Source organism: Paenarthrobacter nitroguajacolicus (assembly GCF_031455195.1).
GTDB lineage: Bacteria > Actinomycetota > Actinomycetes > Actinomycetales > Micrococcaceae > Arthrobacter > Arthrobacter nitroguajacolicus_D.
In genome coordinates this window covers 1-21,688 of the sequence record NZ_JAVDSH010000006.1, presented here as the reverse complement: position 1 = coordinate 21,688, position 21,688 = coordinate 1, and the positions used below count along the sequence as shown (strand labels likewise).

General features: G+C 63.3%; 25 protein-coding genes and 1 riboswitch. Of the genes, 18 read left to right on the top strand and 7 right to left on the bottom strand.

Features of this window, described 5'->3' with window-relative positions; translation table 11 throughout:
- The first annotated feature begins 42 nt into the window (after positions 1-42).
- A complete protein-coding gene (locus tag J2Y68_RS13975) occupies positions 43-765 on the top strand; it encodes an alpha/beta fold hydrolase (protein WP_309994359.1) in 723 nt (240 codons plus the stop codon).
- Here the strand turns inward: J2Y68_RS13975 and thiC are convergent.
- On the bottom strand, positions 748-2,547 hold the full coding sequence (gene thiC / locus J2Y68_RS13970) for a phosphomethylpyrimidine synthase ThiC (RefSeq protein WP_397335150.1): 1,800 nt from the start codon (positions 2,545-2,547) through the stop codon (positions 748-750). The genes J2Y68_RS13975 and thiC overlap by 18 nt on opposite strands.
- A gap of 43 nt (positions 2,548-2,590) precedes the next feature.
- Positions 2,591-2,698, bottom strand: a riboswitch (TPP riboswitch).
- 84 nt (positions 2,699-2,782) lie between these two features.
- On the opposite strand from thiC, the gene J2Y68_RS13965 reads away from it, so the two are divergent.
- The 17 genes from J2Y68_RS13965 to J2Y68_RS13885 all read left to right on the top strand — a co-directional run bounded on the left by J2Y68_RS13965 (position 2,783) and on the right by J2Y68_RS13885 (position 16,148).
- On the top strand, positions 2,783-3,865 hold the full coding sequence (locus tag J2Y68_RS13965; RefSeq protein ID WP_309994356.1) for an amidohydrolase family protein: 1,083 nt from the start codon (positions 2,783-2,785) through the stop codon (positions 3,863-3,865).
- Positions 3,866-3,944: 79 nt separating this feature from the next.
- Positions 3,945-4,817, top strand: coding sequence for a VOC family protein (locus tag J2Y68_RS13960; RefSeq protein WP_309994354.1), 873 nt, complete (start codon positions 3,945-3,947; stop codon positions 4,815-4,817).
- 105 nt (positions 4,818-4,922) lie between these two features.
- Positions 4,923-5,360, top strand: a complete 438-nt coding sequence (locus J2Y68_RS13955; RefSeq protein ID WP_309994352.1) for a hypothetical protein — start codon at positions 4,923-4,925, stop codon at positions 5,358-5,360.
- Positions 5,361-5,594: 234 nt separating this feature from the next.
- A complete protein-coding gene (gene rpsP, locus J2Y68_RS13950; protein ID WP_309994572.1) occupies positions 5,595-6,017 on the top strand; it encodes a 30S ribosomal protein S16 in 423 nt (140 codons plus the stop codon).
- Position 6,018: 1 nt separating this feature from the next.
- Positions 6,019-6,261, top strand: coding sequence for an RNA-binding protein (locus J2Y68_RS13945; RefSeq protein WP_011775119.1), 243 nt, complete (start codon positions 6,019-6,021; stop codon positions 6,259-6,261).
- Between the two features lie 130 nt (positions 6,262-6,391).
- Positions 6,392-6,946 (top strand): ribosome maturation factor RimM, encoded by a 555-nt coding sequence (gene rimM, locus J2Y68_RS13940; protein ID WP_309994570.1) that lies wholly within the window; start codon positions 6,392-6,394, stop codon positions 6,944-6,946.
- Positions 6,947-7,747, top strand: a complete 801-nt coding sequence (gene trmD, locus J2Y68_RS13935; protein ID WP_309994350.1) for a tRNA (guanosine(37)-N1)-methyltransferase TrmD — start codon at positions 6,947-6,949, stop codon at positions 7,745-7,747.
- Positions 7,748-8,014: 267 nt separating this feature from the next.
- On the top strand, positions 8,015-8,368 hold the full coding sequence (gene rplS, locus J2Y68_RS13930) for a 50S ribosomal protein L19 (protein WP_014922079.1): 354 nt from the start codon (positions 8,015-8,017) through the stop codon (positions 8,366-8,368).
- Positions 8,369-8,448: 80 nt separating this feature from the next.
- On the top strand, positions 8,449-9,126 hold the full coding sequence (lepB, locus tag J2Y68_RS13925) for a signal peptidase I (protein WP_309994349.1): 678 nt from the start codon (positions 8,449-8,451) through the stop codon (positions 9,124-9,126).
- Positions 9,127-9,996, top strand: a complete 870-nt coding sequence (gene lepB, locus J2Y68_RS13920; protein ID WP_309994348.1) for a signal peptidase I — start codon at positions 9,127-9,129, stop codon at positions 9,994-9,996.
- Positions 9,996-10,757 (top strand): ribonuclease HII, encoded by a 762-nt coding sequence (locus tag J2Y68_RS13915; protein WP_309994347.1) that lies wholly within the window; start codon positions 9,996-9,998, stop codon positions 10,755-10,757. The genes lepB (J2Y68_RS13920) and J2Y68_RS13915 overlap by 1 nt, the downstream gene beginning before the upstream one ends.
- Positions 10,758-10,837: 80 nt before the next feature.
- A complete protein-coding gene (locus J2Y68_RS13910; protein WP_018776202.1) occupies positions 10,838-11,182 on the top strand; it encodes a DUF2469 domain-containing protein in 345 nt (114 codons plus the stop codon).
- Positions 11,183-11,283: 101 nt separating this feature from the next.
- Positions 11,284-11,649, top strand: a complete 366-nt coding sequence (locus J2Y68_RS13905) for a YraN family protein (RefSeq protein WP_309994344.1) — start codon at positions 11,284-11,286, stop codon at positions 11,647-11,649.
- Complete coding sequence (locus J2Y68_RS13900; protein WP_309994342.1) at positions 11,650-13,191, top strand: YifB family Mg chelatase-like AAA ATPase; 1,542 nt, start codon at positions 11,650-11,652, stop codon at positions 13,189-13,191.
- A complete protein-coding gene (gene dprA / locus J2Y68_RS13895) occupies positions 13,188-14,417 on the top strand; it encodes a DNA-processing protein DprA (RefSeq protein WP_309994341.1) in 1,230 nt (409 codons plus the stop codon). Before J2Y68_RS13900 ends, dprA begins: the two co-directional genes overlap by 4 nt.
- Positions 14,418-14,453: 36 nt before the next feature.
- Positions 14,454-15,407, top strand: a complete 954-nt coding sequence (locus tag J2Y68_RS13890; protein ID WP_397335097.1) for a tyrosine recombinase XerC — start codon at positions 14,454-14,456, stop codon at positions 15,405-15,407.
- 237 nt (positions 15,408-15,644) lie between these two features.
- The gene (locus J2Y68_RS13885) at positions 15,645-16,148 is read left to right on the top strand and encodes a DUF3145 domain-containing protein (protein ID WP_018776197.1); all 504 of its coding nucleotides are present in this window, start codon (positions 15,645-15,647) and stop codon (positions 16,146-16,148) included.
- A gap of 92 nt (positions 16,149-16,240) precedes the next feature.
- Here the strand turns inward: J2Y68_RS13885 and J2Y68_RS13880 are convergent, their stop codons facing one another.
- The 6 genes from J2Y68_RS13880 to J2Y68_RS13855 all read right to left on the bottom strand — a co-directional run.
- A complete protein-coding gene (locus tag J2Y68_RS13880) occupies positions 16,241-17,476 on the bottom strand; it encodes a beta-ketoacyl-[acyl-carrier-protein] synthase family protein (protein ID WP_309994337.1) in 1,236 nt (411 codons plus the stop codon).
- 131 nt (positions 17,477-17,607) lie between these two features.
- Positions 17,608-17,853: an acyl carrier protein gene (locus J2Y68_RS13875; protein ID WP_175320862.1), complete on the bottom strand. Its 246-nt coding sequence runs from the start codon at positions 17,851-17,853 to the stop codon at positions 17,608-17,610.
- A gap of 116 nt (positions 17,854-17,969) precedes the next feature.
- Positions 17,970-19,031, bottom strand: a complete 1,062-nt coding sequence (locus tag J2Y68_RS13870) for a beta-ketoacyl-ACP synthase III (RefSeq protein ID WP_211713532.1) — start codon at positions 19,029-19,031, stop codon at positions 17,970-17,972.
- Positions 19,028-19,957, bottom strand: a complete 930-nt coding sequence (locus J2Y68_RS13865) for an ACP S-malonyltransferase (protein WP_309994334.1) — start codon at positions 19,955-19,957, stop codon at positions 19,028-19,030. The genes J2Y68_RS13870 and J2Y68_RS13865 overlap by 4 nt, the downstream gene beginning before the upstream one ends.
- Positions 19,958-20,045: 88 nt before the next feature.
- Positions 20,046-21,290 (bottom strand): PucR family transcriptional regulator, encoded by a 1,245-nt coding sequence (locus J2Y68_RS13860; protein ID WP_309994333.1) that lies wholly within the window; start codon positions 21,288-21,290, stop codon positions 20,046-20,048.
- A 185-nt stretch (positions 21,291-21,475) separates the two neighbouring features.
- Positions 21,476-21,688, bottom strand: a 213-nt coding sequence (locus J2Y68_RS13855) for a hypothetical protein (protein WP_309994332.1), incomplete at its 5' end; no start/stop codon positions are given.

Below are 21,688 nucleotides of genomic sequence, written 5' to 3'. Positions count from 1 at the left end.
TCAGTCAGTTGGGATGTCAGAGCCGTGGAATAGGCTGAACCAATGCACAAGCAGCGCGTAGTCTTCGTTCACGGCCTGGGGAGTTTCGGCGCCGCAGCCTGGCCGAAGCAACACGGCATGGCGCTGGCCTATGACGCCTTGTTCCTGCGGAGGCACGGTTTTTCGACCGTCGACGAACCGGTGCAATCCAATGTGTGGGCAGACGTCGCCATCGTGATCAATGCATTGGTCGACTCCGGTGGAGGCCACGTCGTGGCGCATGAGCAAGGCGCCATTTCCGCCATGCTTGCAGCGATCGAGCGCCCCGACCTTGTGCACTCGCTCTCCCTGGTGGAGCCGGCCTGCTTGTCGCTGACAGCCGAGCTCCCTGCCACGGCTTCCCATCGTGCGCTCATGGAACCGTTGTTCGACGTCCGGGCACAACTAAATGACGCCGATTACCAGCGGGAATACTTCCGCAGGGCGTTTTCGGCCGAAACCGGGGGACTGGACACGCCGGAGGCCCAGAGGTCCGCACGCAGGCTAAGGCTCCAGGCACCGCCATGGGAAGCGCCGCTTCACATCGTGCCCGGCGTCCCCACCTTGGTCCTCACCGGTGGATGGGAACCGCTCTACGAGGAAATCGCGGGGTACCTCCAGGAAACCGGCGCCCTCCGCCGCGTCGCAGCGGGCGGGCACCGGCCCCAGGATTCAGTCGATGGCGATCATGTCATTCGCTCATTTGTTGCGGACGTTGGCCGGGCCATGTCAGTTCAGGCTTCCTGAGCTGCTTTTGCCCGCATTGCCGGGAACCTGGAGTTCGGGCAGGTAGACCTTCCCTCCAGAGGCCAGGAACTCCTGGCTTTTTTCCTGCATTCCGCTGTACATGCCGGCGATTGCGGCCTGCGCTTCAGCTGAACCGTATTCATCGCGGATGTCCTGGCTGATCCGCATCGAGCAGAATTTGGGACCGCACATCGAGCAGAAGTGCGCGGTCTTGGCCGGTTCGGCGGGAAGGGTTTCGTCGTGGAAGGCCTCGGCCGTCACAGGGTCCAGGGACAGTGCGAACTGGTCGCGCCAACGGAACTCGAATCGGGCTTTGGACAGGGCGTCGTCCCGCTCGTTCGCTCCCGGGTGCCCCTTGGCGAGATCTGCGGCGTGGGCGGCGATCTTGTAGGTGATGACACCGGTTTTGACGTCGTCCTTGTTCGGCAGGCCCAGGTGCTCCTTCGGTGTCACATAGCAGAGCATTGCCGTGCCGTAGCGCGCAATTTCGGTCGCGCCAATGGCTGAGGTGATGTGGTCGTACCCGGGTGCGACATCCGTGACCAGGGGGCCCAAGGTGTAGAAGGGGGCACCTTTGCACAGCTCCTGCTGGCGTTCCACGTTTTCGCGGACCAGGTGGAAGGGGATGTGCCCCGGGCCTTCCACCATGACCTGGACGTCGAACTCCCACGCCCGCTGGGTCAGCTCGGCAAGGGTGTCCAGTTCGGCGAACTGTGCGGCATCATTTGCGTCGGCGATGGAGCCAGGACGCAGCCCGTCGCCGAGCGAAAAGGCGACGTCGTACTTGGCGAAGATTTCGCACAGTTCGTCGAAGTGCGTGTAAAGGAAGTTCTCCTGGTGGTGGGCCAGGCACCAGCCAGCCATGATCGAGCCGCCCCGGGAAACGATTCCCGTGACGCGGTTGGCAGTCAGCGGGACGTAGCGCAGCAGGACACCGGCATGGACGGTCATGTAGTCCACACCCTGTTCGCACTGCTCGATCACAGTGTCACGGAAGATCTCCCACGTGAGCTCGTTGGCCTCGCCGTTGACCTTTTCGAGTGCCTGGTAGATGGGGACCGTGCCGATCGGAACAGGAGAGTTGCGGATGATCCATTCTCGCGTGGTGTGGATGTCATCGCCTGTCGAGAGGTCCATGACGGTATCAGCACCCCATTGCGCCGCCCACTGCAGTTTGTCCACTTCCTCGGTGATGGAGCTGGTGACCGCTGAGTTGCCGATATTGGCGTTGATCTTGACCAGGAACGCCTTGCCGATGATCATCGGTTCGGATTCCGGGTGGTTGATGTTGCTGGGGATGATTGCCCGTCCGGCGGCCACTTCGCTGCGGACCAATTCAACGTCGCAGTTCTCGCGCAATGCCACGAACTGCATCTCCTGCGTCACTATGCCCTTCTTTGCATAGTGCATCTGGGTGACGGTTCTCTGCTCGACGGCGCGGCGGGGCACCGGTTGTGCGCCCTTCCACTCCGCCGATGCCGCCCCCCGCCGTACTGCGGACCTGCCGTCGTCGAGCAGGTTCCTTTCCCGCCCCGAATACGGCTCCGTGTCGCCCCGGCCTTCGATCCATGGTGCGCGGAACGGTTCCAGCCCGACTCTCGGATCGCTGCCCGGTCCGGCAGTTCGATAAACCTTCAGGGGTGGGTTCGCCTGGCCGTTGGGGGAGGGCTCAAGCGCGATCTCAGTGACGGGGACGCGGATCCCCTTTTCGGGATCTTCAAGCCATCCCAGCGAGTGGGATTTCAGCGACTGGGTCACGGTTTCTGATGCCCCGGTGTCCATGACGGATTCGTTTTGGGCAGGGCTGTGCTGTGCTTTTGTAGTGCTCAAGGGACTGCTCACTTCCTTCGCCGGCATTACCCGGACAGGTTCAACGGTCGCAGACTGCGTCAGTCCGATCTCAGCCCCTGCAGGGGCCCCCGTGTGGTCGTAGTTGAAGCTACCACAGCTGCCAGCGGGCGCACAGTCATATGTGCGTTGCGGGCCTGCGGTCGGCAGGCCCGGCTAGGCTTTTGCCATGGCCAACATCATCGAATTCAGCGGTACGGTGCTCGTGGCGGCAGGCGAGGAACGCCGGGGCATGTGGTCCGTTGACGGCCGCCTGACATTCATCAAACCCGTGGGGGCGCCGAATGCAGTGCTCGACGGCTGGGTCCTGCCGGGCTTTGTCGACGCGCACTGCCACATAGGCCTCGGACCAGGCGGTGCGGTCGATGGCCAGACTACCCTCGCCCAGGCGCTGGCAGACCTTGCAGCCGGCACGCTGTTGATCCGCGATGCCGGATCGCCCAGCGACACGCGCTGGGTCCAAGGCCGTGCGGATTTGCCGCGACTGATCAGGGCTGGCCGGCATATTGCCAGGGACCGGCGGTACCTCCGCGGGCTGGGGCATGAAATCGAACCCGAACAACTCGTCGAAACCGTTCGCAAGGAAGCCCGTGACGGCGATGGCTGGGTGAAGCTGGTGGGCGACTGGATCGATCGCGGCGTCGGGGACCTGGCCGCATCCTTCCCGGCCAAGCTGGTCAAGGACGCCATTTCGGCCGCGCATGATGAGGGTGCCAGGGTCACGGCGCATTGCTTCGCCGAAGACACCATCGACGACATGCTGGACGCCAACATCGACTGCATCGAACACGCGACGGGTCTTTTGCCGCGGCACCTTCCCCGGCTGGTGGAGCAGGATGTACCCATTGTCCCGACGCTGGTCAACATCGCGACCTTTCCGGACATCTCCGCCCAGGCTGCTCCCAAGTTTCCGATCTATGCGGATCATATGGCCAGGCTGTGGGAACGCCGCCACGACCGCGTGCTGGAAGCCTACGAAGCCGGTGTCACCATCTACACGGGCACGGATGCCGGCAGCGTGATCAAGCACGGCCGGATTGCGGATGAGATGAAGGAACTGCACGACGCCGGCCTGCCGCCATCCGCTGTCCTGGATGCAGCCACGTGGGGCGCCAGGGCGTGGCTGGGTGTCGACGCCATCAGCGAAGGGGCGAGTGCCGACGTCGTTCTTTGCCGTGCGGATCCCCGCATCGAACTCAACACGGTCGCTGAACTTCAGCACATTGTTTTGCGTGGCGAGGTCGTCCGCTAGGAATAAATTGAAGCTTCAAGTAATTTAGTAGTAGTAGAAGGTGCCGAAAGGGCGGCAGCCTCAAACCCAGGAGCTTCACATGACTACAGCAAGCAGCCAGGATCTTCTTCCTGCCGAACTCACCATGGGCACCGTCATGCTCAAGGTTGGCGACATGAAGGTCATGAGCGACTACTACCAGCGCGCCTTGGGCCTGAATATTGTGGCCGAGCAGGATGGCGGGCTGTACCTCGGCCGCACGGGAAAGCCTGTTGTCCACCTGGCGCCCGCCTCCGGCCTGCAAATTCCCGGGCGCGGGGAAGCGGGCCTCTTCCACACCGCCATTCTCTTCGAGGACCAGCCATCCCTGGCGGCCACCATTGCCACGGCGGCAGAATATGAGCCCCGCGCCTTTGCTGGAAGCGCCGACCACCTCGTCAGCGAGGCGTTCTATTTCACAGACCCCGAGGGCAACGGCATTGAGCTCTATTACGACAAGCCCCGCGAACTGTGGCAGTGGGACGGCAAGAATGTCGTCATGGACAACGTCGCACTTCCACCGCAGCGGTTCCTGCAGCAACACCTGAGTGAAGCTGCCGTGACCGGCCAGCGCGAGGCAGCTGCCGGGATCGGTCACGTGCACCTTCAGGTGGGCGATGTCGAAACAGCGCAAAAATTCTACGTGGAAACCCTGGGGTTCGAACGGACCGCGGGATGGCATGGCCAGGCCCTGTTCGTGTCCGCCGGTGGCTACCACCACCACATGGCCATGAACGTTTGGAACAGCCGCGGCGCCGGACCCCGGAAGGACACGCTCGGGCTGGGGGAAGTCCTGATCGAAGTTCCCACGGCTGATGACGTAGCGATGCTGGCAGATCGGCTGAAGGTCGCGGGCGTCCAAAACCACCACACCGGGGCGGAGCTTCAGTTCGACGACCCGTGGCGGAACAAGCTGCGCGTCGCCGTTCGCTGAGTCGTCCCCGCGGCCCCCGGCTGCACTAGGCTGGGCAATGACGGCACGGAACCTTCGGTTCCTGTGCCGCCGCCCCGTCAGCACGAAGGATTGAGAGTACTTTCCATGGGCTTTGCCGAAATTTTTGTAGCCACCCACGACGAAGCACTCAAACGGGCCGCCGCCCTGGACCGCGGTGCCGGAGCCACGGGTCCCGCCGTCAGGATAGAGGGCATCACAGACTTTGAGGTCGAACAGCTGGGCGACCTCGCCGGCCAGGCAGTCCACGCTGCAGGAGCGGACTACGAACTCGCCCTTGTGGATGTCACCAGCGATGCCCTCCTCGGAGTTCCCGAGGCCATGGTGCGCGCGCTTGCCGAACTGCTCACCTACGAGAGCGAAGGCGATGGCAACGTACTTGATGACGTCGCTGCCGCCTGGGCCGCCCAGGACGACATGCCGTTCGATGCCACCCAATCGCGCCAGTACGTCCAGCAACTCGCCGCCCTCGCGACGGATGTGGAAAAAGCCGAACGCTCCGGACTTTACGTCTGGTCTGCCTGACGGGTGACCCCGGTTTTCGGGGCGTCGATCGGTCCGGAGTGACCAAGAACACGCCACCCCTCGTGGCGTAAGTCGTAATTGCATCGGGCATCTGGCACAATAGACAGGTACTCGATCGGTGCGGCCCCTCTCTCCGTGCTCGTATCTTGTCCTTCGAACCGTCTAGTATGGCCCGCCCCACGGGTGCAGAACGTCGGGTTCAACCCCGTTTCAGAAACAGGAGTGACCACAAAAGTGGCCGTAAAGATTCGCCTTAAGCGCTTCGGTAAGATGCGCGCACCGTACTACCGCATCGTCGTCATGGATGCCCGCGCCAAGCGCGATGGCCGTGCCATTGAAGAAATCGGCAAGTACCACCCCACAGAAGAGCCGTCGTACATCGAGGTCGCTTCCGAGCGCGCCCAGTACTGGCTCTCCGTTGGCGCCCAGCCGACCGAGCAGGTTGCTGCGATCCTCAAGATCACCGGTGACTGGCAGAAGTTCAAGGGCCTCCCGGGCCAGGAAGGCACCCTGAAGACCAAAGCTCCGAAGGAAGCCTTCGTAGCGCCGGAGAAGGGTTCCGTTATCATTCCGGAAGCCATCACCAAGAAGGCCAAGCAGTCGGACGCCGCCGAGGCTCCCGCTGACGCTGAAGCAGAGACCACCGAGGCTGAGTAAGTTGCTGGCAGAAGCGCTCGAGCACTTGGTCCGTGGGATCGTTGACAGCCCTGAGGATGTCAAGGTCAGTGCCAAGAACAACCGCCGCGGGGAATCCCTTGAGGTGCGTGTTCACCAGGAGGACCTCGGACGGGTGATCGGCCGCCAAGGACGCACCGCACGCGCACTGCGCACTGTGGTTGCTGCTCTGGCAGGCGGCGAGCAGGTCAGGGTCGACGTCGTCGACACCGACCGTCGCCGGTAACGCGCTCAGCAAAACTTGTCTTAGGTCCGGCCCCTTCACCGAATATGGTGGAGGGGCCGGATTGCTTTATCCCACAATCATCACCGCGGCCGCCTTGCGGCGCGGGCATAACAAGAATTCAGAGGAACCCATGCAGCTCCAGGTGGCCCGGATCGGCAAACCCCACGGCATCCGCGGCGAGGTCACGGTGCAGGTACTCACCGACGCCCCGTCGGAGCGCTTCGTCGCCGGAACCGAGTTTGTCGTGGAGCCGGCCTCCGCCGGCCCGCTGACCATCCGCAGCGCACGGTGGAACAAGGACATCCTCCTGCTGGGCTTTGAGGAAATAGCCGATCGCAACGCCGCCGAAGTCATCCGCGGCGCGAAGCTCTTCATCGAAACCGAGGAACTCGACGACGAAGACGACGACGAAGGCTGGTATGAGCACGAGCTCGTGGGACTTGAGGCCCGGGTTGGTTCGCAGGTAGTGGGCACAGTCGCCGCGCTCACCACGCTCCCGGTCCAGGACCTCCTGACGGTTAAGACGCCGGACGGCAAGGAAATCCTCATCCCGTTCGTCGATGAGATCGTGCCTGAAGTCAACGTCGAAGACGGGTACATCCTGGTCACCCCTCCTGCCGGCCTTTTTGAGATCAACGAGTCCACCGCGGAGGAGCCCAAAGAAGGCGCCGGAGATGATGCCTGAATGAGGATTGATGTCGTCAGCATTTTTCCCGAGTACCTTGCCCCGCTTGAGCTCTCCCTCATAGGCAAGGCCCGCCAGGACGGTTTGCTCGAACTCAACGTCCACGATCTCCGTTCCTTCACCACGGACAAGCACCGCACCGTGGATGACACCCCGTATGGCGGCGGGGCCGGAATGGTCATGAAGCCCGAGCCGTGGGCGCAGGCCCTCGAATCTGTTTCCAGGACCCGTGAAGGCTCCAAGCCCGTACTGATTGTTCCTTCGCCGGCGGGGGAGAGGTTCAACCAGGCCCTGGCCTACGAACTTGCCGAGGAAGAGCACCTTGTCTTTGCCTGCGGACGCTACGAGGGTATCGATGAGCGGGTCATCGACTGGGCGCAGGACCACTTCACGGTTCGTCCGGTCAGCCTTGGCGACTACGTCCTCAACGGCGGCGAAGTGGCCGTGCTGGCCATGGTGGAGGCCATTGGACGCCTCCTTCCCGGGGTCGTCGGCAATCCTGAGTCCTTGGTTGAGGAGTCCCATTCCGACGGTTTGCTGGAGTACCCGGTGTATACGAAGCCTTCCGCGTGGCGCGACCACGACGTTCCCGCCATCCTGCTCAGCGGTAACCATGGCAAAATCGCCCAGTGGCGGCGCCACGAACAGTTCCGCCGGACGGCCGAGCGCCGGCCTGACCTTCTGGAAGGGTTCGACGCCGGTGGCTTGAGCCGCGCGGATCGCAACGCCCTGGCGGACCTCGGGTACGCAGTGGTTGACGGCCGCCTTCGCGCCCAGACCGGCGGTGACGCGGGAAACTAAGGTTGCGGGGCCGCCGTCGGACCTTCACGAGTCCCGGCAGTTGGCCCCAGGCTCTGCCGTATGGCAGAATTAACCCTTGTGTCTGCTGGGCTGACACCTGCCACAGGGGGAGTTCAGCCAACAGTCGGACAACCCGGTGACGCCAATCAGTGGCGGAACCGGACACTAAGAAAACTTCGGCGGAAATTTCCGGCGGCCTGATGTGCCCCGGGCTTGTCCGCCGTAACCCAAAGTGAATGACCTGTGGCGTTCACCAGGAGTGGATTAATGCATATCCTCGATAGCGTAGATGCAGCCTCGCTGCGTAACGATGTTCCTGAGTTCCGCGCGGGCGACACCCTCAAGGTTCACGTCAACATCATCGAAGGCAAGAACTCCCGTGTCCAGGTATTCCAGGGCTTCGTCCTGGGCCGCCAGGGTGACGGCGTTCGCGAAACCTTCACCGTGCGCAAGGTTTCCTTCGGTGTCGGCGTAGAGCGTACCTTCCCGGTACACTCCCCGATCATCGACAAGATCGAGGTCGTCACCAAGGGTGACGTCCGCCGCGCCAAGCTTTACTACATGCGCGCACTGCGCGGTAAGGCTGCGAAGATCAAGGAAAAGCGCGACTTCGCCAAGTAAGTCCTCCGACTTACGTAACGGGTCCAGGATTCGTGCCCGGTAGTTCCGGAGCAATCCGCAACGCAACAGGGATACGAATCATGGAAACATCAGAACGCCAGCCCCGGAAACAGGGCTGGCGTTTTGTTTTGCTCGCACTGGTGCTTGCCGTGGCAATCAGTGGCCTGGTGCGCTCATTGTGGCTGGACGTCTACTACATTCCCTCCGAGTCCATGGAACCCCTCCTGGGCACCGGAGACCGCATCCTGGTCTCCCGCACGGCCTACGCAGCGGAACCAATCCGCCGCGGCGATGTGGTTGTCTTCGACGGACGCGGTTCTTTCGCCCCGCTCAGCAGCGGCAAGGGACCGCTGGTCGATGCAGTCTCCGCCGCAAGCCAGTGGTTCGGACTCACGGGAAGCGACACCACGTACGTCAAGCGGGTCATCGGGGTCGCTGGCGATCACGTCCGGTGTTGCTCGGCCGATGGACGACTCACAGTCAACGGTCAGCCTATTGATGAACCCTATGTGTACCCCGGGGATGAACCCAGCAAGCAGAAGTTCGACGTCGTGGTGGCGGAGGGGCGTCTGTGGTTGATGGGTGACCACCGTTCCCGTTCAGCGGACTCCCGCGGACTGCTGGGGGCGCCGGGGGGCGGCATGGTGCCCGTGGACCGGGTTATCGGCCGACCGGTCCAGATCGTCTGGCCACTTGATAGATTTGCAGAGATGCCTCGCTCCACGCAGGCCGAAACACCCTTGAAGAACGGACAGTAGATGCCGGACAAAGCTCCTGAGAATCCCGAGCGGTACGACGACGACGCGCGGCTCTCGGACGGAACGGCAAGTACCGCCGGAGTGGCGGCGTCGCGCCCGGACGACGCTGAAGCGTCCGACGAGCACAATGGTGCCCCTGACCGGTCGTCCAATGACACGGATGGCCCCGCGCACTCGGCCGGGAAGACTCACCGGAATCCCGTCCTCGTTTGGGTGAAAGAGATCGCTACGGTTGTGGCGATCGCATTGGTGCTGTCCTTCCTGCTCAAGACTTTCCTGTTCAGGGCCTTCTATATCCCCTCGGAGTCCATGGAAAGCACCTTGGACGTCAACGACCGTATCTTTATTAATCTCCTGGTTCCGGGCCCCTTCGACCTGTCCCGTGGTGACGTGGTGGTGTTCAAGGACACCCAGGCCTGGCTCGAACCCGTGCCGCAAAAGGCCGCCGGGCCCATGGACTGGTTCAGTGACAGCCTCGAATTCGTGGGGCTGATGGCCGACAACACCGATCAGCACCTCGTCAAGCGTGTCATCGGTCTTCCCGGTGACCATGTTTCCTGTTGCGACGCCCAGGGACGCGTCAGCGTCAACGGGGTGCCGCTGAACGAGACGTACATCAACCCGGCAGAAATTCCCCAGCCGAGCGCATTCGACATCGTGGTTCCGGAAGGCAAAGTCTGGGTCATGGGCGACAACCGCAACCACTCGGCAGATTCCCGGGCCCACCAGGAAGTCAACGGCGGCTTCATCAATATCGACGATATCGAAGGCAAGGCGACCGTCATTGCGTGGCCTGTCAGCCGATGGACGATACTCGACAACCACTCAGACGTCTTCCGTGACGTCCCCAAGGCAACTGCGGCCAAGTAATGACAACCACGGCAGCCGGCACCACGGGAAAGTCCCCAGCGAAGGCCAAGGGTAGGAAGCAAACCGCCCCCAAGGCAAAGAACGCCGTGGGTTTCCCCACCCTTGACCATGAGCGCACGTTCCTTGCCCCTGGGGTGAGCTTACTGGCGGGCGTGGACGAGGTAGGCCGCGGAGCACTGGCTGGTCCTGTGAGCGTGGGAATCGCCGTGGTGAGGCTCGCTGACCACGGCTTGCTGGCTGGCGTCCGCGACAGCAAACTACTCAAGCCCGAGGACCGCGAACGGCTTGAACCCCTGGTCAGGGAATGGGCCGTGGCAAGCGCCGTGGGCCACGCATCCTCCCGGGAAATCGATGAGATCGGCATTATCGCCGCCCTGCGCCTGGCAGGGACGCGGGCGTGGTTCGAGATCCTGGCCGGCGGGATCACCCCGGATGTGGTGCTCCTGGACGGCAGCCACAACTGGCTTTCCCCCGAGGTCCAGGCTTCCCTTTTCGACACCCCGGCGGGGCCCGCCTGTGAAGCTCCCGTCCACACCAAGGTCAAAGCCGACATGAGTTGCCTTAGCGTCGCGGCAGCCAGCGTCCTGGCAAAAGTAGCCAGGGACCGCATCATGGTTGACCTGCACACCGAGCTGCCCGCCTACGGGTGGGACGTTAACAAAGGCTATGCCACCTCCGCCCACCGGGACGTGATCCGGCAGCAAGGTCCCAGCGCCTACCACCGGACAAGCTGGAACCTGACCAGTTCCGGAGCCGACTGAACTGCTCCACCGACGCTCCAAAGCTCCGGGCTGGTCCCTGGGTGGCGCGTCCCGTCCTGAAGATGGTGCAAGATGGAAGCATGAGCGCCGAGGACCTTGAGAACTATGAAACCGACATGGAGCTGCAGCTCTACCGCGAATACAGGGACGTAGTCGGTCTGTTCAGTTACGTTGTCGAGACCGAGCGGCGGTTCTACCTTGCCAACCATGTTGATCTCCAGGCCCGCAGTGCGGACGGGGAAGTCTACTTCGACCTGACGTTGCAGGATGCCTGGGTCTGGGACGTCTACCGTTCGGCCCGCTTTGTGAAGAACGTCAGGGTCATCACCTTCAAGGACGTCAACGTGGAGGAGCTTCCGCGGAGCGAAGACCTGGCGTTGCCCAAGGACGGCGGACTGGGTGACTTGGGAGACCTCGGCAACTAGTTCCGAGTGTTCCTCCACAAGCATGACTTCTGCGGAGTTACCCACATAGCGCAGTGATCGCCTGCCACCCGCCGTTGCCAGCCTGAAAGCTGGTAGCGGAGGTGATGGTCATGAGAGCAAAAGACCTGCTTGGCCAACATGGCGAAGCGCTGGCCGCTGAATTCCTGGAGAGCCAGGGAATGCGGATCATAGATCGCAACTGGCGCTGCACGGACGGCGAAATAGACATCGTGGCCCTCGAGGGCAACATCCTCGTAGTGGCCGAGGTCAAGACCCGTCGAAGCTTGGACTACGGACATCCATTCGAGGCTGTAGGCACAGCCAAACTGGCCCGCCTGCACCGGCTCGCGGCGTCATGGTGCCGTGCCCACGAGGTCAAGGCCATCCGTCGACGCGTGGACGTCGTCGGCGTTATCGACGACGGCATCGGCCAACCACAACTGGAACACCTGCGGGGTGTGGGCTAGATGAGCGTGGGACGCAGCTACTGCGTGGCACTTGTCGGCCTGAATGGCTACATCGTCGAGGTCGAAGCTGACATCGGACAAACGCTGCCGAGTTTCGTGATCCTGGGTCTCCCCGACGCGGCATTGAATGAGGCCAAGGAACGCATTCGTTCCGCCGCCCAGAACTCCGGCATTCCACTGAGCCGGCGAAAGATCACAGCCAACCTGATTCCGGCCTCACTTCCCAAGCGGGGATCGGGCTTCGACCTCGCCATCACCATGGCTGTCCTTTGCGCAGCGAACGATGTCCGCTCCATTGGCGGAACGGTGTTCATAGCCGAGCTTGGCTTGGACGGACGGTTGCGTCCTGTTCGTGGAATCCTCCCGGCGGTTATGGCCGCCGTGCATGCAGGCTTCCCGGACATCGTCGTGGCGGATGCAAATGCCGCCGAGGCATCGTTGGTGCCTGGGGCAAAGGTCCGCGGCTACAAAACCCTCGCGCGGCTCGCCTTCGACTTCGGGGCAGACCCCAAGGACCTCGTACTGGACTACGAGCCATCAGATCCGGGCACGGCAGATGACGATGACGGCATTGGTTTCCCGGAGCCGGATCTTTGCGACGTTTCCGGTCAAGGGGAGGCGCGCAGGGCCTTGGAGGTCGCTGCTGCGGGCGGCCACCATATGCTCCTGACCGGACCGCCCGGGGCCGGCAAGACCATGCTGGCGGAACGGTTGCCCGGGTTGTTGCCCGATTTGGCGGATACGGCGGCCATGGAAGTCACTGCCATCCACTCCTTGGCCGCGATCCAGTCGTCAGCGGCGCGCTTGATCCGCAGGCCTCCATTTGAAAATCCCCACCACAGTGCCACTGCGGCGGCCATCATCGGTGGCGGTTCGGGACTTCCCCGTCCCGGTGCAGCGTCGCGGGCGCACCGGGGCGTCCTGTTTCTGGACGAGGCACCGGAGTATGAGCGCCGGGTACTTGATGCCCTCCGCCAGCCGCTGGAAAGCGGCGAACTGGTCATCCACAGGTCAGCGGGCACAGCGGCCTATCCGGCCCGTTTCCAGTTGGTTCTGGCCGCGAATCCGTGCCCTTGCGGCAAGGCAACGGGCAAGGGGACGGAATGCACTTGTACGGCAATGATGCGGCGCCGGTACTTTGGGCGCATATCGGGTCCGTTGCTGGACCGGGTGGACATCCAACTCCAAGTGGAGCGGGTGTCCCTGGCGGACTTTGGCAGCGCAGCAAAGGAAGAAGACACTGCCACGGTCGCGGCCCGGGTAATGGCGGCGCGGTCCCGGCAGCTGGAGCGCCTTGGACCCTTCGGGCTCGAAGCCAACTCCCAAGTGCCAGGGCGCGTACTGCGCGGAGAGCTGAGGCTGCCTCCCGGAGCCACCCGGGTGCTGGACATCGCCCTGGAACGAGGCACCCTGACCGCGCGCGGTTACGATCGCGTCCTCCGGCTGGCATGGACCCTGGCAGACCTGGACCAAACCGACAGGCCGGATATCAACCACATCGGGCAGGGTCTGGGGCTCCGCCAGGCTGCATCCGCGGCATGAGACACACCCTCACGAAAGGACTAACCCACGTGGCAACAACCAGTCAGGAAAAGGAACGCATAGCACGGGCGGCGCTGGCACGGCTCATGGAGCCTCAGGACTCTGTGGGTCTTGCCCTGGTGCGGGCCGTCGGAGCTGTCGATGCCCTGGGCGTCGCAACAGGGGAACTGGCGACCGGACCCAAGCTGGAACAGGAAATCTCCGCCCTCCTCATGGACGAGGGCGGACCAGCCGGGTGGCCCGGCCTCCCGGCCAGTCTCCGGCGTTGGGCGCCGCGCATCGCCGACCTCGCCCCAGAACGCGACATGGCGACAATGCGCCGGTTGGGTGGGAGGGTGATTGTTCCAGGGGACGAGCTGTGGCCGGCCCAGCTGGCCGACCTCGGCCTGCAGGAGCCACTTTGCCTGTGGTGGAGGGGCAATGAGCAACCGCTCCCCACTGCCCGGCAGGCAGTGGCGCTTGTTGGTTCGAGGGACAGCACCAGCTATGGAGCATCAGTGACCGGAGACCTCGCCTACAGCCTGGCGCAACGCGGATTCACGGTGGTCTCCGGCGGCGCCTACGGGATCGATGCCCATGCCCACCGTGGAGCCCTCAGCGGCGGGACCGCCAACGTACCCACCATTGCGGTCATGGCGGGCGGGGTGGACCGTTTCTACCCGTCCGGCAATGAAGAGCTCCTCAGAGCGGTGTCCAACCAGGGAGCCGTGATCGCGGAAGTGCCGCCCGGATCGGCTCCCACACGGTACAGGTTCCTTCAACGGAACCGGCTCATTGCAGCCATCGCTTCGGTGACCGTGGTGGTGGAGGCTCGCTGGCGTTCAGGGGCCCTCAATACAGCCCACCATGCCGAGACCCTGGGGAGGGCAGTGGCTGCTGTCCCCGGGTCCATACACAGTGCCAATTCTGCGGGCTGCCACCGCCTCCTCAGGGACGGCGGAGCAATATGCGTCACCGATGCCGGCGAGGTCGCCGAGTTGGCAGGCGCAATGGGAGAAACCACCAGTGACGGGAAGGAGTCGCTAGCTGCAGCGCATGATGGTTTGTGCCTGGAGGACCTCATTCTGTTGGACGCCTTGCCACTAAGATCCACCAGTTCTATAGAGAAATTGACGGTTGTGGCCGGACTCAGCCCCGAAGCAGTCCGTGCAGGGCTGTCGCGGTTGAATGTGCTGGGGCTCGCCGTTTCGGAACGCGGAACGTGGAAAAGAGCCAATAATGCCTAGCCAGTCCGGGCAGAAGCATGTTGATGCCCGCTGTTAATGCCGGCGGCTGGCACAGTGGGAAGGGTGGACGGGCAATTATTACCAGAATCGCTGCAAAGTGCAGTTGAGGGATTTCGACGCTACCTGGCAGGGGAACGCGCCAGGTCTGAGCACACCGTCCGTGCCTACATTGCCGATGTGGAGAGCCTCCTCGGTTTCGCCGTCCAGGAAGGTGTCGGGGAACTCGGCCAATTGGAGCTCGGCTCACTTCGGCGCTGGCTCGGTGCGCAAAGCGAAGCAGGTATGGCCCGGGCCACGCTGGCCCGGCGAGCAGCCACCGCACGCTCATTCACCTCCTGGGCGTTACGGGAAGAACTCATCGCCGTCGATCCTGCCGTCAGGCTGCAGGCGCCAAAGCGTGACAAGTCCCTGCCGGGTGTCCTACAGCAACAACAGGTGACCAGGATGGTGGATGACCTGACCACGGCAGCCGAGGACGGTGGTCCCATGGCCGTGCGGAACCGGGCCATGGTGGAACTGCTCTACGCCACGGGAGTCCGTGTAGGAGAACTCGCCGGCCTGGATATTGACGACCTCGATCCTGACCGGCGGACACTCCGGGTGCTGGGCAAAGGTAACAAGGAACGTACGGTCCCGTTCGGTGTCCCGGCGGCCATTGCCGTCGACGACTGGTTGAGGCGAGGCCGGCCCGCAGTCGTGACCGCCTCCAGCGGCCCAGCCCTTTTCCTTGGGGCACGGGGAAACAGGGTGGATCAACGACAAATCCGGGCCGTAGTGAACACAGTGCTGCAAGCGCTGGGTGATACATCGGCCAAGGGCCCGCACGCACTCAGGCACAGTGCCGCCACGCATCTGCTCGATGGTGGTGCGGACCTGAGGGCTGTCCAGGAGATCCTGGGCCACAGCAGCCTGGCTACGACGCAGATCTACACGCACGTTTCCGTGGATCGGCTGCGTAAGAGCTACCAGCAGGCCCACCCACGGGCGTGACACCGCGCACGGTCGCGCTGCACTGGCGGAAACGGGCAGCGTACGGCAAAATGAAAGCACCACGGGGAAACCTTCAATGCACGGTTGAGGGTTATATCTGTGCCAATATCGTCAGTAGTACTTCGCACAAGTAAATAGCCTGTCAAGGCCTGCATGAATTTCATGGCTCCGGCAGCAACAGCAAACATCCAGGCAGAGGTCGTTGGGGAAGACGTACCTACAGCTATGGAGGATGGAATGTCTGTTGCAACAACCCGCGGTGTCCTGTTTGTGCACTCGGCCCCAACGGCACTTTGCCCGCACGTTGAGTGGGCCATTGGATCGGTCGTAGATAAGCGGACCGATCTTGAGTGGACCCCTCAGCCTGCTGCGCCCGGGATGTTCCGGGCTGAGCTGTCGTGGACCGGTGCGCCGGGCACGGGGGCCCAGTTGGCGTCTGCCCTGCGCGGTTGGGCCCACCTGCGCTATGAGGTTACCGAGGAGCCGAGCCAAGGCGTGGACGGGGCCCGCTGGTCCCACACCCCCGAGCTCGGAATTTTCCATGCCGTCACGGACGTGCACGGCAACATCATGGTGACCGAAGACCGCATTCGCTACGCCTACGAGTCCGGTGCCGGGGATCCCTCGGCCGTTTACCACGAATTGTCCTTGGCGCTCGGCGAAGCTTGGGACGAAGAGCTTGAGCCGTTCCGGCACGCAGCCGAAGGCGCTCCCGTGCGCTGGTTGCACCAGGTCGGCTGACCCGGGATAAGAACACCCCATAGCAATGAGGAGGGCCCCACCGGATGGTGGGGCCCTCCTCATGTCATCGGGCCGGAGCCGGGACAGTGCTGCTAGACATTTCGGACGGCGATGACGGCGTTGTGTCCGCCGAAGCCGAAGGAATTGCTCAGGGCGACGATATCGCCGGCGGGCAGATCACGTACCGACGTCACGACATCGAGGGGGATCTCCGGGTCCTGGTTCTCGAGGTTGATGGTCACCGGCGTCTTGCGCTCGTAAACAGCCAGAACCGTCAGGACGGCCTCAACCGCTCCGGAAGCTCCCAGGAGGTGGCCCATCTGGGACTTGGTGGCAGAGACCGCCACGTTGTCCACGTGGGTGCCAAGGGCAGCCCGGAGAGCTGTGTATTCGGGCTTGTCACCCACAGGTGTCGACGTGGCATGGGCGTTGACGTGGACAACGTCTTCAGCCTGGATACGGCCATCGAACATTGCGGCCTTGAGGGCCCGTGTGGCGCCGAGGCCTTCGGGGTCCGGTGCCGTGATGTGGTACGCATCCGCGGTCACCGACGTTCCGGCAAGCTCAGCGTAGATCCGTGCACCGCGGGCGATGGCGTGTTCCTCGGCTTCGAGGACCAAAGCGCCGGCACCCTCACCCATGACAAAGCCGTCACGGTCGATGTCGTAGGGACGTGAAGCGCGTTCCGGCTCGTCGTTCCGACGGGAGAGCGCCTGCATGGAGGAGAACGCTGCCAAGGGCATCGGGTGGATGGCCGCTTCCGCGCCACCGCAGACCACCACGTCAGCCTTGCCGGACCGGATCAGGTCCAGCCCCAGGTGGAGGGCTTCCGTACCGGACGCGCAGGCTGACACGGGAGTGTGCGCTCCGGCGCGTGCACCAAGGTCCAGGCTGACGGCAGCGGCTACACCGTTGGGCATCAGCATGGGGACGGTCATGGGCAATACCCGGCGGGGACCCCGGTCACGGAGGGTATCCCAGGCATCCAGGAGCGTCCAGACACCGCCAATACCGGTAGCGAAGGCCACCGCCAGACGGTCGTGGTCGATCTCGCCAATTCCGGAATCGGCCCAGGCCTCACGGGCGGCAATGACGCCAAACTGCGTGGAAGGGTCCATGCGCTTGGCTTCGACCCGGCTCAGGACGTCCAGGGCCGGCGTCGAGCACCGGGCAGCAAAGTGGACGGGGAGGTCGTACTTGGCCACCCACTCATCTTCGAGCGTACGGGCGCCGGAGACCCCTTTCAGCGCGTTCTGCCACATTGTGGGTACGTCGCCGCCGATGGGAGTGGTGGCCCCCAGACCGGTTATGACTACTTTGCGTGCCATGCGATCACTCTCTGTCGGATCAGCCAGCCCTCCCGATGGATGCACGGGGGGAGGCAAGAAAAACTCTGGGCGTTATTGCGGCTGTGCCGGGCGCAAGGATCTAATCCCGGCCCGGCACAGCTGAGTCAGGACTAAGCCTGTGCGTTTGCGATGAAGCTGACGGCGTCGCCGACGGTCTTGAGGTTCTTGACCTCTTCATCGGGAATGCGAACGCCGAACTTCTCTTCAGCGTTGACAACGATGGTCATCATGGAGATGGAGTCGATGTCGAGGTCCTCGGTGAAGGACTTGTCCAGCTCTACGGCTTCGGGGGCAAGGCCGGTTTCTTCGTTGACGATTTCAGCCAGGCCGGCCAGGATCTCTTCGTTGCTAGCCATTGTTGGCTCCTTTTCTTGTTTGTACCGGCTACTGCCGGAAAGGGGGGCAAACCGCGGTTACGGTTTGGGTTTGTAAGTCGTATTCAGTTGGCTGGAGGCCACTGGGACTCCAGGTTCTACGGCAGGACTACTACCTGAGCCCCGAAGACCAGGCCCGCGCCGAACCCGATCTGCAGGGCAAGGCCGCCGCTCAACCCCGGGTTTTCCTGGAGCAAACGGTGTGTGGCCAGTGGGATGGAAGCGGCTGATGTATTGCCCGCTTGGGCAATGTCGCGGCCGATGACGACGGACTCAGGGAGCTTGAGCTTCTTGACCATCTCGTCAATGATGCGCATGTTCGCCTGGTGGGGAACAAACGCAGCGAGGTCGGTGGCTTCGATGCCGGCAGCGTCCAGTGCCTGCTGGGCCACCTTCGCCATTTCCCACACAGCCCAACGGAATACTGTCTGGCCGTCCTGGCGCAGTGTGGGCCAGACATCCTGGGTGGCTGACAGGATGGCGGGGTCATCGATTTCGTCCGAGTGCCGGGCGGATTCGCCTAGTTTCCTGACGTCCTCCAGCGAGTGCGTCATGCCAATGGCGTCCCATTTGCTTCCATCTGAACCCCAGACCGACGGGCCGATGCCGGGGGTGTCGGAGGGGCCCACGACTACCGCTCCCGCGCCGTCGCCGAGCAGGAACGAAATAGTGCGTTCGTGGTTGTCGATGACATCCGAGAGTTTCTCGGCACCGACCACCAGGACGTACTGTGCCGCGCCGGAGCGCACCAAGGCATCTGCCTGGGCCACGCCGTAGCAGTACCCGGCACAGGCGGCCGAGATGTCGAAGGCGGGTGCCGGCGTCGCGCCCAAACGCTCGGTGAGTGCGGCGGCAGCGGACGGTGTGGCGTAAGGGTGCGTCACGGTCGAGACAATAACTGCGCCCAACTGGGACGGTTCGATTCCGGCCTGCTGGATTGCTTCGCGCGCAGCTCCTTCGGCCATGTCGATCACGCTGACGTCCGCGGCTGCGCGGTGGCGGGTGATGATGCCGGTGCGCTGGCGGATCCACTCGTCGGAGGAGTCGATCCACTGGCAAACGTCCTCGTTGGTGACAATGACGTCGGGGCGGTAGGCGCCGATGCCGAGGATCCGGGCGTTTTCGTTAACCGCAGTCTTGTTCAGTACCGGGGTGCTCATGCCTGTCCTTCCAATTCAGCGAAAAGTGCAAGCGCCGCGGAAAGGTCATCCGGGGTCTTGACTGCAACGGTCTTCACGCCGGGCATGCCGCGCTTGGCCAGGCCGGCAAGGGTTCCTGCCGGTGCAAGTTCGATCACGCCCGTGACTCCGCGCTGAACCATGGTTTCCATGCACTTGTCCCAGCGAACAGGCCGTGAGACCTGCGCAATGAGGCTCTCGATGGCAGCCGTGCCGTCCGTTACTTCCTGGCCATCGTAGTTCGACAGCAGCGGAACCGAGGGGTTCTGCGGTGACAATGACGGTTTGAGGGCTTCCAAGGCGCTGACTGCAGGCGCCATGTGCGAGGTGTGGAAAGCGCCTGCGACCTTCAGGGGGATGACCCGCGCCTTGGCCGGCGGGTTGTCCGCAAGGGCCTTCAGCTGATCAAAGGTGCCTGCCGCGACCGTCTGGCCCGCACCGTTGACGTTGGCTGGAGTGGCGCCGGAAGCTTCAATGGCTGCCAGGACCTCGGCAGGATCGCCACCCACAACGGCGCTCATGCCTGTAGGAGTTACGGCTGCTGCCGCGGCCATGCTGTTGGCGCGTTCGCGGACGAAGGCCATGGCTTCGGCGTCCGACAGGACGCCGGCGAGGGCGGACGCCGTGATTTCGCCGACGGAGTGGCCGGCCAGGATGACGGGAAGGCTGCTGAGCTCGACATCGAAGAGCGACGTGGCGGCCACCAGGCCGGCCGCGACAATCAGCGGCTGGGCTACAGCGGTGTCCTTGATGGTTTCTTCGTCAGAAGTGGTGCCGTGGGCCTTGAGGTCAATGCCTGCGATCTCGCTCAGGGAGGCCAACTGGCCTTCGACGGAGGGGAGTTCCAGCCAAGGGGCCAAAAATCCGGGGGTCTGGGAGCCCTGTCCAGGGCAGACGATTGCAAGCACGTATCCAGCTTTCCAAATTGCCACGTGATCCACTGGTGTTTTGGTACACCAAGCTCACTGGGTCAGTTTGTAGGAAGTCTACAACGGTTCAGTTCTGTGAACGCGACGCGTGACGTTCGGGGGTGGCTTTGGGTTGGGCTGAAAGCCGGCCCACTACCAAGGCTGTTTGCAGCACAAACGCTTCCCTCGGCAGGAGCGGATCCCAACCTGTGACGTCGCAGACACGCTTCAAACGGTAGCGCACCGTGTTGGCATGCACGAACAGTTCCCGGGCAGTGGCTTCAAGCGAATGCCCCAGCTCAAGGTAGGTTCCCAGAGTCTCCACCAAGCCATTGGAGGCCGCCAGAAGGGGCCGGTAGATGTTCTTGATGAGCGACCTGCGGGCCGCATCGTCGCCGGAGACCACACGTTCGGGGAGCAGGTCGTCGGCCGCCACCGGGCGGGGAGCCGAGGGCCAGGCCCGTGCGGCGGTGAGCCCGGCAAAGGCCGCTTGCGCGGAACTGCTCGCTTCCACCAGCGAACCGGCCTCCGGGCCGTAAACGACGGCGCCAGGGGCGAACATTTCGCTCAGTTTGACGTAGGCCGTGTCCCGGTCCTGGACTCCACCGAGAATGAGGATCAACCGATCGCCCTGGATTCCCACGAGGGCATCCTCAGCGAAACGCCCGGCGGTCCGGCGCAGTTCACTGACATAGCTTGCGCTGGGTTCCGACGGCGAATTGCCCACCATTACGGTGAACCTCTCCTGGGCTTTCCAGCCGAGGGCAGCGATCCGGGACCGCAAGGCGTCAGTGTTTTCGCCTCGAAGGATGGCATCCACAATGAGTGCCTCAAGCCGGGTGTCCCAGGAACCACGCGACTCTGCTGCGCGCGCGTAGACGTCTGCGGCGGCAAACGCGACCTCCCGCGAGTATCGCAGGACCGCTTCCCGCAGCGATGGCTGGTCCGACTCCGGCGCAATGACGGGCACTTGGTCTTCGACAACTTCCACGACGATGCGGATCAGTTGCAGCGCCTTTTGCAGGCTGATGGAGCGCGTCAGTTCCGTGGGAGCGTTGCCAAAGACATCGGTGAGGATCCATGACGGTGAGCTGGGACGCTCGTACCAGGTCACGAATGCGGCGATGCCGTTCTGGGCCACCAATCCGAGCGCCGAACGCTCGTCTGAGCTGAGGCGGCTGTACCACGGCAGTGACTTCTCAAGTTTTCGCATGGTGCTGGTGGACAGTTGCCCAACGTTGGCGCGGAGCTGTCGCAGGGTTTCGGCCTTTTCCGGCGACAATGCCGGGGTTGCTGCCTTGCGCTTGGAAGTTGTTTTGACGGGCTCTGCCATGGAATGAGCATACGGCCCATCCCGGGCAAGCTCCATTTGTGAGAAGGCTACAACTGGCGTTGCTGCCCGTCACGTTCTGCCCAACACCCTGGGAGCCCGGTTAAAGCCCGACGGCGGCCCCAACCTTTTCGGTTGAAGCCGCCGTCGCGGTACTGCTTTTGTTGTGGGACGTGCCCAGCAACTGGTTAGGCGTCGCCGCCCGCTCCGCCGGTGGTGCCGGCGTTGACATCCAGGAGCCGGTACTTCTCGATTGCCTTCTCCAGTGCGCCTTCCTCGACTTCGCCCTTGGCGGCGAGGAGTTGGAGGGTTTTGGCGACGATGGAGTGGGTGTCGTTTTTGAAGTAGCGGCGTGCGGCTTGGCGGGTGTCGGAGAAGCCGAAGCCGTCTGCTCCGAGGGA

Bases quoted from the DNA above. Each gene is read 5' to 3' on its own strand.
- J2Y68_RS13975 (WP_309994359.1), top strand. From the start codon at position 43: ATGCACAAGCAGCGCGTAGTCTTCGTTCACGGCCTGGGGAGTTTCGGC.
- thiC (WP_397335150.1), bottom strand. From the start codon at position 2,547: ATGGACACCGGGGCATCAGAAACCGTGACCCAGTCGCTGAAATCCCAC.
- J2Y68_RS13965 (WP_309994356.1), top strand. From the start codon at position 2,783: ATGGCCAACATCATCGAATTCAGCGGTACGGTGCTCGTGGCGGCAGGC.
- J2Y68_RS13960 (WP_309994354.1), top strand. From the start codon at position 3,945: ATGACTACAGCAAGCAGCCAGGATCTTCTTCCTGCCGAACTCACCATG.
- J2Y68_RS13955 (WP_309994352.1), top strand. From the start codon at position 4,923: ATGGGCTTTGCCGAAATTTTTGTAGCCACCCACGACGAAGCACTCAAA.
- rimM (WP_309994570.1), top strand. From the start codon at position 6,392: ATGCAGCTCCAGGTGGCCCGGATCGGCAAACCCCACGGCATCCGCGGC.
- trmD (WP_309994350.1), top strand. From the start codon at position 6,947: ATGAGGATTGATGTCGTCAGCATTTTTCCCGAGTACCTTGCCCCGCTT.
- rplS (WP_014922079.1), top strand. From the start codon at position 8,015: ATGCATATCCTCGATAGCGTAGATGCAGCCTCGCTGCGTAACGATGTT.
- lepB (WP_309994349.1), top strand. From the start codon at position 8,449: ATGGAAACATCAGAACGCCAGCCCCGGAAACAGGGCTGGCGTTTTGTT.
- lepB (WP_309994348.1), top strand. From the start codon at position 9,127: ATGCCGGACAAAGCTCCTGAGAATCCCGAGCGGTACGACGACGACGCG.
- J2Y68_RS13915 (WP_309994347.1), top strand. From the start codon at position 9,996: ATGACAACCACGGCAGCCGGCACCACGGGAAAGTCCCCAGCGAAGGCC.
- J2Y68_RS13910 (WP_018776202.1), top strand. From the start codon at position 10,838: ATGAGCGCCGAGGACCTTGAGAACTATGAAACCGACATGGAGCTGCAG.
- J2Y68_RS13900 (WP_309994342.1), top strand. From the start codon at position 11,650: ATGAGCGTGGGACGCAGCTACTGCGTGGCACTTGTCGGCCTGAATGGC.
- dprA (WP_309994341.1), top strand. From the start codon at position 13,188: ATGAGACACACCCTCACGAAAGGACTAACCCACGTGGCAACAACCAGT.
- J2Y68_RS13890 (WP_397335097.1), top strand. From the start codon at position 14,454: ATGCCGGCGGCTGGCACAGTGGGAAGGGTGGACGGGCAATTATTACCA.
- J2Y68_RS13885 (WP_018776197.1), top strand. From the start codon at position 15,645: ATGTCTGTTGCAACAACCCGCGGTGTCCTGTTTGTGCACTCGGCCCCA.
- J2Y68_RS13880 (WP_309994337.1), bottom strand. From the start codon at position 17,476: ATGGCACGCAAAGTAGTCATAACCGGTCTGGGGGCCACCACTCCCATC.
- J2Y68_RS13875 (WP_175320862.1), bottom strand. From the start codon at position 17,853: ATGGCTAGCAACGAAGAGATCCTGGCCGGCCTGGCTGAAATCGTCAAC.
- J2Y68_RS13870 (WP_211713532.1), bottom strand. From the start codon at position 19,031: ATGAGCACCCCGGTACTGAACAAGACTGCGGTTAACGAAAACGCCCGG.
- J2Y68_RS13860 (WP_309994333.1), bottom strand. From the start codon at position 21,290: ATGGCAGAGCCCGTCAAAACAACTTCCAAGCGCAAGGCAGCAACCCCG.